The 12,998-nt window shown below is 39.4% G+C and carries 10 protein-coding genes; 6 read left to right on the top strand and 4 right to left on the bottom strand.

What is annotated here, in order from left to right; all coding sequences use genetic code 11:
• Positions 1-832: 832 nt before the first annotated feature.
• Positions 833-1,486 (top strand): DUF4242 domain-containing protein, encoded by a 654-nt coding sequence (locus tag WBJ10_RS13310; RefSeq protein ID WP_424291090.1) that lies wholly within the window; start codon positions 833-835, stop codon positions 1,484-1,486.
• A gap of 96 nt (positions 1,487-1,582) precedes the next feature.
• Here WBJ10_RS13310 and WBJ10_RS13315 read toward each other — a convergent pair whose 3' ends face one another.
• The 4 genes from WBJ10_RS13315 to WBJ10_RS13330 form a co-directional block, all read right to left on the bottom strand.
• Positions 1,583-2,770 (bottom strand): dipeptidase, encoded by a 1,188-nt coding sequence (locus WBJ10_RS13315; RefSeq protein ID WP_424291092.1) that lies wholly within the window; start codon positions 2,768-2,770, stop codon positions 1,583-1,585.
• 66 nt (positions 2,771-2,836) lie between these two features.
• The gene (locus WBJ10_RS13320) at positions 2,837-5,599 is read right to left on the bottom strand and encodes a glycoside hydrolase family 2 TIM barrel-domain containing protein (protein ID WP_424291094.1); all 2,763 of its coding nucleotides are present in this window, start codon (positions 5,597-5,599) and stop codon (positions 2,837-2,839) included.
• A gap of 149 nt (positions 5,600-5,748) precedes the next feature.
• Positions 5,749-6,303: a biliverdin-producing heme oxygenase gene (locus tag WBJ10_RS13325; protein WP_424291096.1), complete on the bottom strand. Its 555-nt coding sequence runs from the start codon at positions 6,301-6,303 to the stop codon at positions 5,749-5,751.
• A complete protein-coding gene (locus tag WBJ10_RS13330; protein ID WP_424291098.1) occupies positions 6,300-8,549 on the bottom strand; it encodes an ATP-binding protein in 2,250 nt (749 codons plus the stop codon). The genes WBJ10_RS13325 and WBJ10_RS13330 overlap by 4 nt, the downstream gene beginning before the upstream one ends.
• Positions 8,550-8,892: 343 nt before the next feature.
• On the opposite strand from WBJ10_RS13330, the gene WBJ10_RS13335 reads away from it, so the two are divergent.
• From WBJ10_RS13335 to WBJ10_RS13355, 5 genes are all read left to right on the top strand, one after another.
• Entirely contained in the window at positions 8,893-9,795 is a 903-nt protein-coding gene (locus tag WBJ10_RS13335) for a DUF4394 domain-containing protein (protein WP_424291100.1), read from the top strand.
• A 156-nt stretch (positions 9,796-9,951) separates the two neighbouring features.
• Entirely contained in the window at positions 9,952-11,004 is a 1,053-nt protein-coding gene (locus tag WBJ10_RS13340; protein WP_424291102.1) for a phosphotriesterase family protein, read from the top strand.
• A 115-nt stretch (positions 11,005-11,119) separates the two neighbouring features.
• Positions 11,120-11,542, top strand: a complete 423-nt coding sequence (locus WBJ10_RS13345) for a CHASE3 domain-containing protein (RefSeq protein WP_424291104.1) — start codon at positions 11,120-11,122, stop codon at positions 11,540-11,542.
• Positions 11,475-12,284: a hypothetical protein gene (locus WBJ10_RS13350; RefSeq protein ID WP_424291106.1), complete on the top strand. Its 810-nt coding sequence runs from the start codon at positions 11,475-11,477 to the stop codon at positions 12,282-12,284. The genes WBJ10_RS13345 and WBJ10_RS13350 overlap by 68 nt, the downstream gene beginning before the upstream one ends.
• A 221-nt stretch (positions 12,285-12,505) precedes the next feature.
• Complete coding sequence (locus WBJ10_RS13355; protein WP_424291107.1) at positions 12,506-12,937, top strand: response regulator; 432 nt, start codon at positions 12,506-12,508, stop codon at positions 12,935-12,937.
• Positions 12,938-12,998: the final 61 nt, after the last annotated feature.

Consider the following 12,998-nt stretch of genomic DNA (forward strand, 5'->3'; position numbering starts at 1 on the left):
GAAAATGGAAATTATAGAAATACATAGATGCTTGGAGTTCATCATTTTAATTTGTTGATTAACAATAAAAAGGCAAATTTGGTTCAACTTTGTAGAATCCAAAGCTGGTGATTAAACCTCAAAATTATGGGTTGAAAGGGGAATATAATTCATTCAAACAAGTAACAAATTAAGTACTTGGTCTTTAAATCGATAGTTTTCACTGTTAATTAACAGGGTATAAAATACCCAAAAACCGCCTGATATTCTCCGATATTTCAAGCTCTTTGGCCTCATTATCGCGTCATCAGGTTGTAACACTCAAATGATGGTTTACTACTAGATGATCCTGGATGATAGGAGATCAAAAGCTGGATCTGGGTTATACCATTTACAATGAAAAGTGCCAGCCCGGAGATTCCCGCAACACGTCTTATTCCTTCGCAAGTTTCGCACCCAGTATCTCCCACGGAATGAAGCCCTTCAGATGATATCCGAGGGGTTTTGTGTTTTTCAGAAGGTTTTTATCATTAAGGAAGAAGACCCAGTTGTTCGTAAATTGTTCACACAATTCGTAGCCATAACTATTCAAATTGGTTTACTACAAGATGATGCTTGATGATAGGAGTAGATATCGGAAATAAATAATTGTAAGAAGAAATAATTTTATTAAATTAGAATTGCAATATTTTATAATTTATCTGAAAGAGAGTTCCCAGGCACAAAATTAGAAATATACGCATACATGTGTACAGCTACTCGTTGTGCGTCATCATTAGGAAACACTGGAAAGAAGCTTTTTCGGTTTCAAATTGTATTTTAGACTTGTTTGTTCACTTTTAAAAAATAAAACATGAAACATTCATTCTTTCTTTTTTCGCTTGTTGTATTACTATTCACTTCCTGTGGGGACACTAATGAGAAAAAGGCTGACACCACTGCAACAACGACAACACCCATCGCAAACACAAGTACAGCACAATCGTATTTTATTGATGTTCACGATTTAGAACCCGGTAAAGTCACATTCAAGGATGTAGAAGGTGCGCACCAAAAGGACCTGGCGACACAGGATAAGTATGGCGTTAAGTTTATGAAATTCTGGGTAGACGAACAAAAAGGTAAGGTATATTGTCTATCACAAGCACAGAATGAAGTGTCGGTTACAAACACACATAAAGAAGCTCATGGCTTAATTCCTTCTAATGTTTACGAGGTTAGTAGTGGCACGGAAACAATCGCTAAAGGCAATAAACAATTTTTTATTGATGTTCATGAGATGGGTGCAGGAAAAGTGGCAGCAAAAGATGTTGCCGATGCACATACAAAAGATTTAGCGGTACAGGATAAATATGATGTGAATTTTACTAATTATTGGGTAGACGAAAAAAAGGGCGTAATCATGTGTTTGTCTGAAGCTCCTGACTCCAATGCAGTGAAAAAAGCCCATAAAGAAGCGCATGGTTTGCTCCCTGCTTATGTTTTGAAAGTAAAGCAGGGTGAATGATGAAACAACGCATCCAAAAATAGGAAAAACAACCGCTTTTGATCCTTCACCTGTTTTTTCAATGGCCATGTATGCCTGGATTTGTTTTGGGCTTTTTTATTTAGATTCATTTGCTTTTAAAACTCTTAAAAGATTTTCTCCAAGAATTTTATAGATGTCTTTTTTACTGTACCCTTTTTCTATTAATGCTTTTGTAATTAATGGATAGGTAGTAACATCATCTAATTGCTGCGGTGTAAGGTTGATGCCATCGAAGTCGGAGCCCAGGCCAACATAATCAACGCCTACTAATTTCACGATGTAATCAATATGATCAATAAGCATATATAATGGCGGCCGCATTGGCTCTGCTTCTGCTGTATATTTTTTATACAATAAATTCATCATATACCATTCATCCATACCGCTTTTTAAAAGAGAATCACTTTCTGCTTTATGCTTTTTAAAAAAAGCATCTTCTTTCTTACCAAAGCTGCTGTCAATAAAACCAGGATTAAAATTTATTTGAATTACACCGCCGTTTTTTGCAATAGCTTTTATCTGATCATCTTTTAAATTACGCCGGTGGGCTACAAGACTATACACCGAACTATGTGAAGCAATAATGGGTTTGGTGCTTAGTTTAATTACATCCCAAAAAGTCTGATCGCCGGAGTGGCTTACATCTACCATCATACCAAGCTGGTTCATGCGCTGCACTACCTGTCTGCCAAACTCAGTCAATCCCTTGTTTGGCAAGTTTGGTTTAGTGGTTTCATCTGCTGCGCTGGTAGCCCATGACGGCGCTATATTGTGTGTGAGCGTTAAATACCTTGCGCCACGTTTGTAAAGAGCTTCTAATTTTGCAAGATCATCTTCGATCATGTGGCCGCCTTCTACCCCAAACATAGCAGCAATTTTATGTTCTTTTACGGCTCTTAACATTTCGGCATAGTTGGATACTTTTATAATTTGATCCGGGTTGCGTAAAGCAACAGCATCAAGACTATCCATTTGCCTGTTGGCATAAGCATAGGCATTTTGCACACCGCCATCGGAGTAGACTGAAAAAATCTGCACATCTAGCCCGCCCTTTTTCCAGCGGGCAAGATCAGTATGTGTTTTAAGGGTAAGGTCCTGGTCAAATGCCGTTCCCTTGTCAGCAGCATGCATCAGAATATCATTGTGTGTATCCACTACAATGGCTTTGCGATGTATTTTTTGATAGGATTGAGCACTTATTTGTTGCGCATGTACAGCCAATACATACATGCTTACAAAAAGGCTAATAAATATCTTTCTCATTTTGAGTTTTATTATTGATGAATACTGTTATTTAATCTCAAAAAGCACCTCAAATGCTCGACTACATCAATGAAAATTGAAGTATAAAACTGCAGATTGCGTATCCAGTCCGCCATTCGCAAAGGTTAAATTATTCTGGCTCTGCGGACCAAGATCTTCTTTTTTCTGGCTTTTAGTACCAATAGAGCTAATGCCATGCATAAATGAAATGCCATTTGTGGGGTAGTTCGCCATGGAATAAGCTCGTCCAAGACCCTTTGGTATCGCCGGGTTTAGCATGTGCAGGAAAATATTCTCTGAAGCTGATAAAACTGTAAAATCACCCTCTTTTGTCTGTATCCTTGTACCATAAAAATTGCTATAATATCCTTTAAATTCAGGATAGTCCCAGGTTTCTCCAGTAACTGCATTATTATATGTTTTATCCCAAAGGTTGAAAGTAACACCTTTCATCCTGTTTTTATAAACACGGTAGGGGCCATTGCCAATCAGTTGCATCCCCCTGACGTTTTCTTCCGGATAATTAAATGTGATGCCTAACATCTCCTGATTGTTTTCAGGCCGATATTGATATTTCAATTCCAGCCATCCCGAGGGCATCATCGTCCAGGTAACTCTAAAGTTCTGTTTTCCTTCATAGTTTGCAACTATAATATGCCGCCCTAAAGAATCGGTTTTTTGGTTGAAGGACTTAAAGGTAGCTTCACCATTGATTAAAACCGGGCCATTAGAAAATGAAATATTACCGAGGCTGTTTTTTGCCCCTTTTAAAAGACCGGTTTTTTTATCCAAAGTTACTTCCACTCCTGATGCAGACATGCTTAAAATTTCTTCATCTTCTGAAACCCTCACAGTGCCTTTTTCTGTTTTAACTAATCTCATTGCCAACTGCTCGGGTGAAGAAATAGGCAAAGACCAGGTGTAAATTTCTTTTCCGTAAAGATCTTTAGCGGTTATATACAGCACATCATATTCCGACCAGGAAAGAGGCAAGGACAAATTTAAAGTACCAGCGGTTTGAGGCTTAACAGAAGGGGCAATAATTTTTCCGTTCAACATTGAAGTATTCCCTTTATCAAATCCCTGGATTTTTTTGAGTTGCCAGCTAAAACTACACTGATTTAGATTGGTGAAATTATAACGGTTTTCGATGGTTAAATCACCGTTGAACTGATTAGTTATTATTTTTTTCTCAAGATAAATCGGCGACCATATTTCTTTAATGGTATAAAAACTACCTTCTTTCTCTCTGTATGGGCCTAAAATGCCATCGGCAGCTAAATTACCTTTTGTATCCAGAGCTCCGTTTCTATCTGTACGCACGACAGCCTGGTCGCAAAAATCCCATAAAAATCCGCCAGCTGATAAGGGATTAGTTTGCATTAAGTTCCAAAAGTCATCCAGGCCGGCACCATGACCACCATCATATAAGCCATGTAGAAATTCCGTTGGAAAAAAAACGTCTTTGCCCTGGAAGAAAGTGCCAATACCATAGTTCCAGGGAATATAATGCTTGGTATTCATGCCGTTGATATTCATCCATGGCTGTATTACCGGACGAGTCTGAATATCGTATTTTGCGAAATCGGGCAGAAGATCAAAGTTAAATCCACCCTCATTCCCATTCGCCCACATGATCACACTTGGATGATTTACATCCCGAATTATGAGTTCCTTTACCAGTTTACGACCTACCTCAGTATCATAGGGGGGAAATTGCCAGCCGGATAATTCGTCGATTACAAAAAGGCCAATAGAATCGCAAACTTCGAGAAAATGTTTATCTGGAGGATAATGCGACATCCGTACCGCATTCATGTTCATTTCTTTAATCAGGTTGGCATCCATAATTGATACCTCACGACTGGTAGTACGGGCTGAGGTAGGCCAAAAACCACCTCTGTTTACTCCTTTGAACTTAATTTTTTGGCCATTTATATAATATCCATCATTCTTACGGAGTTCAACAGTTCTAAAACCAATGGTTTCCGTAAGACTATGCAATGTAGTATTGCTGGCTTTAAGAGATATGTCAATCTTGTAAAGATTTGGAAATTCTGTCGACCAAAGTGCCGGATCAGCTACTTTACTGCTTAAACGAATTACGGAGTCTCCGGGCTTGATAAATTTAGTAAACGCCTTTCCAAAAGGTTTTCCATCAAGTGTTTTAAGCTGAGCTACAATGGCTCCATCTGACCTGAATTCTGAAATAAAAACATCAAGGTTAATAGAACCGTCTGCCTTTGCATCAACAGCAACCCGTTCGATATGTTGTTTTGGTTGGGCTTCTAAAAATACCGGTCTGAAAATTCCTCCAAATGTCCAATAATCTGCTCCCCTCTCGGCATCATTTACCTTTTGATTAGCAGAAATCTTACTTACCTTCACTTCAAGCAGGTTTGATTCGCCTATTTTTAATAAAGGTGTAATGGCATGCCGAAAACGATAAAATCCGCCCTGATGTACAGGGCCTGCCAATTGACCGTTGATTTTTACTTCAGTATCTGTCATCGAGCCATCAAACACAATGAATATCTCTTTACTCCTCCAGTTTGCAGGTATAGTAAAAGTATGACGGTACATTCCTACTTCATTTCTATCTGCCCCTTCGCTTCCATAAGTATAATTACCAAAGCCTTGAGTTTCCCAGTTAGATGGAACGGCAATTTTAGCCCATTTTCCACTATTTCTACCATCCGTACATTGGAAATCCCATTCAACCGTGTGGTCTTTTCCTGTTCCCGACAGGTATTTCAGTTCCGTTTTTTGTGCCCTTATACTCGTTGCACAAAACAGTAATAATACCAAATGGAAAGTGATTTTAATCATAAATAAATATTGGTAAACATTTTGTATTCAACACCTTTTCAATATAATTTTTTCGTGTGTGACATAAATAAATCTATCTCTTTTTGTTTTTTTGTGATCGCCCCGGAAACTATTGACCGGATCATATTCCCGGCTACAGCTCTGATTGTTCAGGTTTGAAGTGACTTTCTATTAAAAACCTCCTGGAAAAACCTGAACGTTTCTTTAGCCTTTTCCAATGCCTCGTTTTCTGTAGCTTCAGAAAACTTGTATTGTTCAAGTGCTATCTTATACGAATTCCAATCTTCAAGACTGTCTTTATTCCCGTTGAAGAAATGATGTTGTTCAATTGAGTCCAGCCCCCTGCATTTCTCAAGATTTTTGGAAATGAGCATCCCGCCCAAAGCGGATCCTTCCACCACATAAGCCGCTCCTAAAGCTTCGGCTTGTGAGTGGCATTCAAAAGGGTCAACCGGTGAAGGCGACTCAATAGTCACTCCGAGTTCTTCCAGATCCTGTTGAAGCTGCTTATGTTTCTTTCCATTATATTCAGGAAGAAATTGCTTAATAGCATTTTCGGTTGCCTGGTAGGCTATATAATTTTGTAACAATAGCAATTTATAGGTCTCCAGGTCTATGCTGTGATCCATGATTTGCATCGCTAAGTTTTGTGTTTCAACCTGTTCATGCAGCTCGCGCGTCGCCTCTTTAAGTCTTTGAATCATTTCCATCCTAAATATTTTACCCGCTTATATTTTTTTGTTCCTAAATAAAAATAGAATTCTGAACCCTGACCTGGTTCACTCTCTAACCAAATCTCTCCATGATGTTTTTCTATAACCTTTTTTACAATAGCCAGGCCAACTCCTGTTCCTTTGAACTCGTCTCCTACAGCCCTTTTGAAGGTCTCGAATATCATTTTCCAAAAATTCGGATGGATACCAATACCGTTATCTTTAATAAAGAATACTTCCCGGCCATTCTTAACCGTGCTGCCGACTTCTACTTTAGGGTTCTCTTTTTTTGAGGAATATTTAAGTGCGTTGTTAAGCAGGTTGGCCCAAAGCTGGAAAAGCATTCTTCGGTCACCTTCCATTTTGGGTAAATCCGATTGGATTTCCAGAGTAGTTTTAGGATAACTTCCCTTAGCGTTCACCAATTTGAGCACTTCTTCTATTAATTCGGAAGTATTAATACTACTTATTTCAAGGTCATCAATTTTATTTAGACGAGAGCATTCAAGAATGTCATCAATGAGATGGTTCATTTTTTTGTTAAGATCCCTGCACATTTGAAGCAACTCCCGGCCTTCTTCACCTAATTCTTCCCGGTGATCTTCGTCTAGTATGGTAAGAATGCCGTCCATACCATTTATCGGAGCTCTAAGATCATGAGAAAGCCCAAAACCAAATATCTCTAATTCTTTATTGGCTTCAATTAATTGAGTATTAAAAGTTTCAATCTCCTTTTGCTGCTGTACCAGTATAACGTAACTAATATTTTCCCTTAAAGCCCGTATAATGTCCTTGTCGGGTTCCTGCCAGGGTTTGGAAACTCCCCTTAGTTCTTCTCTCCATTTTTCAAATGACAGGCGCGGGCTTAGCCTTTGTTCTTTTTCATTAAAAAATGCTTTGTTTTGTGGGTTGCCTCCCCAGTTTATCTCCTGGATCTCTTCGGGCCTAAACCAGAAAATATAAATATTCTTTGAAATTTTTAGACAGATAACACCGGATGCAGTTTCTTCATAATCTTTTGCTTCCGGAAAAACTGCGGAAAGATTACGTGTCGCAAAGTGGCTTTCCGGCTGCTGTGTACTAAAATTAAGTAGGCTTTCGAGTTGTTCTTCATTAGGAGTGAGGCCAATAGTTTTCCAGGCACCGTTCATGAAAATTGCACCGCCACCACAGGATATAAGCTCAGTAAACTTCACATTTCCTTCTGTAAGTGCTATAACTAAATTACTCTCTTTATTCATTTGCCCTACGAGCTTCTGCCTTATAACTTCTGAACGTTTCACCTCACTTAAGAAAAAGCTATTTTCTAATAAGTCAAGTTCCGTAGAAACCATTTGTGTCAGAAAACGACAGCTCTCCCGCTGATAAAAGTCTAAATGTTTTGCGGTCCTATGATGACAGGCAATCAAACCCCATAGCCGGCCCTTTACGATAATAGCGGCCGAAAGAGAAGCCCCTACCTTCATATTTTTAAGGTATTCAATGTGGATTGGCGAGACTGCCCTAAGGCCCGAGCATGAAATATCAAGAGGTTCCCCCGTAATAGGAGATAATTCAGGAATAATTGAAACGGCAGTATAATTGACATCGGCAATGATTCGCACCCTGGTCTTCAAAAAGAGCTCCCTGGATTGAGCGGGAATATCAGTAGCGGGATAATGTATGCCCAGCCAGGAATCCATATCTTCCTCTTTGCTTTCGGCAATAACCTCCCCGTTCCATTCTTCATCAAATTTGTAAACCATCACTCTTTCGTAGCCAAACATTTTTTTGGTTAGACTAGTTGCGGATTCACATAGTTGGTTAATAGTATTTGCAGCCTGGAGTTCGTTAAGTATGAGGGTTAATTGTTTCTGAAAATAGTAAGGATTGTTAACTTCCTGATAGGGTTCAAAATCCAGAATTAGATTTGCACCCGAGTAATGAGCCAGCACCAGGAAATTAGTGTTGTTTATTTCTACTTCATGTGGGATGGATAGTTCTTTGGAAAGCAAGTCCATCAATCCTTCAGCCTGTTCCTCTCCCAATAGGTAAGAGAGCTCTTTTCCAAGGATTTCGTCAGATGACATCCCGAAAACCGTGCTTGTATTCTTTCCCGCTTGAGTAATCTTAAGACTTATAGGATCACAAGAGATCAGCACTCCATGCGCCTGGGTTTTTCCAATAATATGAATTGGCTCCTTAGCACAATTGTCGAGATCTAACTCGTTAGCATTATTTAAGGGAGAGAGCATCATAATTTGATCTTTAACTTGAAGTGGAGAACGTATGTCTCCCTGATGTGAAATTTACCAGGTATTAATGTTCTGAAGAACATGGATTTAACATCGCTATCCCGGGTATAATTTGTATTAAAGATAGCATAAATATGTGGAAGCGAGCCGGGGCGGCGGCTGTCCTTTTTTTTATTTGAGTGATCGGGCTGGGGGTCACTAATAATTTCTCGTAAAGCCCTTACTTATAATTCTTTTCCTAAAGATTAAAACTCAAAACTCTATGTGTATAAATTACACCTAAGCCATTCACTGGCATTGTATTTATCATTGAAATATTAATCAATTACACCTTAATATGAGAAATATGAAAAAAAGCAGACTTGGGAAAATGGGAGCAATAGTATTGCTAACAATTTCGATGGCAGCATGCCAAAAAGACGATTCAATGATATCAGCAGACAATGCTAACACGATGTCATCCAGCCAATTTAAAAGCAATAATAGCGATCCGCAGGGTATCGCTTTTTTTGCACTTTCAGGCAAGACCTTAGATAAATATTCTACGTCGAACCCTGAGGATCTTATAAGCTCGGCAACAATCACTGGCCTACAATCTGGCGAAAGAGTTCTAGCAATAGATTTCCGTCCCGCAACGGCTCAATTATATGCTCTGGGCAGTAACAGCCGTTTATACACCATAAACCCGGAAACAGGCATGGCCACGCTGGTTGCACCTTTAACAACCATTCCTATGGGAAGCACTACCCCTGTGGCTTTAACATTAATGGGAACCTCATTTGGTTTTGATTTTAATCCTGTAGTTGACAGAATCCGTATTGTAAGCAATACCGGACAGAATCTTCGTACGCATCCCACCACAGGAGTTACCATAGTAGACGGCTCTATTAACCCTCAGCCTGCTGCTGTAAATGGTGTCGCTTATGATAATAACGACAATGATCCTGCAACCCCAACGGAATTATATGCTTTGGATCCTGCAAAAGATTTATTATTTGAGATTAACCCACCAAACGCTGGAACTTTAGTGAATCCTCAGGACATCAAGTTGAAAATTGAAGGTGATGGCGGTTTTGACATCGCTCCCAGAAATGCGAATGTAACTACAGATATCGCCCTCGGATTATATGAGGTGAACAAAAAATCTACGCTGTTTAGAATTGATGTAGAAACTGGCGTAACCAAGATATTAGCTTATTACAACAAAAATATCATGTATAGCGCGATAGCTATCAGTCCGGTTTTGTAGAAATAGGTGATAGAAACATTTATTCACCAGGCCATCTTATGATACCCTTCAGATTAATTTCTGGGGGGTTTTTTTTCCTCACGAATTTGTCTCCCCGGCCTCCCGATCTTGAAATTACCGTTTAGAATATTAAATTTAATTAATATTCCAGATTATATGCCTTACAAACCACAGCTGCTCATCGGTAATCTTAGGATCTTCAACAAGCTAACAATCTTCCTGCTTACGCTTTTATTTCTAACCAGCTGCTCCCCCAAACTGAAGAAAGAAGCCCTGGTTACCGTAACAGGCAAAATCCCTGCTGCAAAAATGGGAACCACCTTAATTCACGAACATATATTAGTCGATTTTATCGGAGCCGACAGCACCGGATACCATCGCTGGGAAAAGCCGGAAGTGGTTAAAAAGGTTCTTCCTTTTTTAATGGAGGCTAAACAAAGGGGAGTGCAGACACTCTTTGAATGCACTCCGTCGTATTTAGGCCGCGATCCTTTATTATTGAAGGAGCTTTCCGAAAAATCGGGGATAAACATCGTCACCAATACAGGTTACTATGGTGCAAGGGATAATAAATTCATCCCCAAACAGGCTTTCAGTCAGAGTGCCGAAGAAATAGCCAAAGTCTGGATTAATGAATTTAAAAATGGAATCGAAGGCTCTGGTGTATTCCCGGGTTTCATAAAAATATCAGTCGACCGGAACGATATCTTATCACCCATGCATGCAAAAATCATTAAAGCAGCAGCAATCACACATAAAGCAACAGGTTTAACAATTGTCTCACATACGGGCAGCGACGGTCCGGCATTTGCACAATTAGAAGTCTTGAAAAACGAAGGGGTGTCCCCGGAAGCTTTTGTATGGACCCATGCACAGGACGGCACTTTTGGTGGCTATCTCCAAGCCGCAAAGCAGGGAGCCTGGATTTCCTTAGATAATTTAAATAAGAATAATGTCGGCAAGCCGGGTGGCGTTGATTGGATTATCGAGCTTCTCATAAAATTGAAAACAGAGAACCTTCTTCATAAGATTTTAATTTCCCATGATGCGGGCTGGTATGATCCCGAAAAGGTAAATGGCGGAAATTTTCGGGGATATACCGATATGTTCGAATATCTTATTCCGCCTTTAAGAAAGAATGGCTTTAGTTCGAAGGATATTGATTTATTGCTGGTCAAAAATCCACAAAGGGCCTATTCGATTAAATAGAACTATTAATAGTAATCCGATTTGTTACTTTCTGATTTTCAGTATTTTAAAAATCTATGGATGAAACAATTTGCAATTAAGGGGTTGAGTTATATATACAACCTCGCCAGGATTGATGAAAAAGAGCACATTAGAAATAAGAATAGAAATTTGTGCATTTATCGCCGCCGTGTTGATCTTGATAGCTTTGTCAATTAACTCCTATAATCTTTTCAATAAACATCTTAAAAATACCAACTCGGTCCAACAGGCCTATCAGATACAGGCCGTTAATAATAGTCTCCTTGCAACCCTTAAGGATGCCGATTCCAGTCAAAAGGGGTTTATTATTACCGCCGATGAACGGTATCTGGATTCATTTCATGGTGCTTTACAACGATATGATACATCCTTAAATTCTTTGCTGGGTCTAACCTTGGATAATCAGGGGCAGTACCGACGGATCCAAAGTATCAAAACTTTAGCGAAAGATGGGACGTACCCTGGAGTTTACAAACGGTGCAAAACTAGAACAGGCTGCAGTTATTTTAGATGCTGACGTGAGGTATTATAAAGATGGCTACTTAAATGTTAGCTACACACTTAACGATGCCCGAGATAATACCTCTTACAATGGAAACGTAGCGAATACTTCCACGTTCAGACCAGTAAAATCAAATCCAAGGGACCTTTCTGAAATCAACTATTCTGATAACCAGTTCCGTAATAAATTGGTTTTCTTTGGCGCAGCCCCGAGTTTTAAAGGTTTCGTTTTTAGTGGACGTTTCTCAGGAATTGGCGGTACCAGGTATTCGCTAACGGTGGATGCGGATATAAATGGTGATTTTGTGGGCGGCCCCGGTGCTGATAATGATCTTGCTTTCGTATTTGATCCCAACAACCCGAACACTCCAGCTTCGATAAAAGCTTCGATGGAGAAAATCTTGAATAACCCAGATAACAGGGCTCGTGATTATATAAGTAAGAGCCTGGGCACCATCGCTGATCGTAACGGTGGAAGTAATCCGTTTTCAGGAATTTTCGATCTGCGCCTTGCTAAAAATTTTAAAACTTATAAGTCACAAGCTCTTACGTTGAGTCTGGATGTATTTAATTTCGCCAACCTTCTGAACAAAGATTGGGGTGTGAATTATAATCTGGGTAACCAAAGTCTATTATTTGTTTCCGGGTTTAATCAAACAACACAACAATATAATTATCGTGTAAACGAAAATATTGGAGTGATACGGCAGAATGGTACTCCTTATCAAATACAATTAGGAGGCCGTTACTCATTTTAATCTGAACAGCATGAAAATATGAGCGCGAGCTTCACATCTTAATCACACTTACTGAATATTATAATGGTCATATAAAATGGACACCACCTTTAAATAATCAATTGTACATCCGGATTTAAAACTTTTTGCTCTTTTTTGACGATTTAGACAAACAAAACCCTTGTAACGAAGCTTATATGTGCATTAGTGGCATAAAATTTGGTGCTGTCTAATATCTACCTATGAAAAATATTGAGGAGCTTTCTGAACAGGGCGGCTCCTCTTTTTTAACTAAAGGGGCTGATGTTCGGAAAATGAAAAAAGTACTGGTGGTTGATGATAACGCGGATATACTCCACGTGATCAGCATGATATTAGATATGGAGGGGTTTGAAGTGGAATGCTGCGACAATGGCCACTGTATTGAAGATACAATAGTAAGTTTTGGTCCTGATCTTATCCTCCTGGATATTATGCTAGGCGATATGGATGGACGAGAGGTTTGCAGATCCCTGAAAACAAACGCTAAAACCGGTCACATACCAGTAATCATGATTTCCGCTTCCCACAATCTTTACGACAGGCAGGAGCAACCTTGTCTGGCAGATGATTTTATTGCGAAGCCTTTTGATATTGATAATTTAGCGAAGAAGGTTAACCAGTACATTAACTAATTTTTCCCGCCTTGTGCTGGTTTACACCGCCTCGTGCCGGCGGACTGGCACATACTTTTTG

Origin of the sequence: Daejeonella sp. (genome assembly GCF_049655485.1) — a bacterium.
GTDB lineage: Bacteria > Bacteroidota > Bacteroidia > Sphingobacteriales > Sphingobacteriaceae > Daejeonella.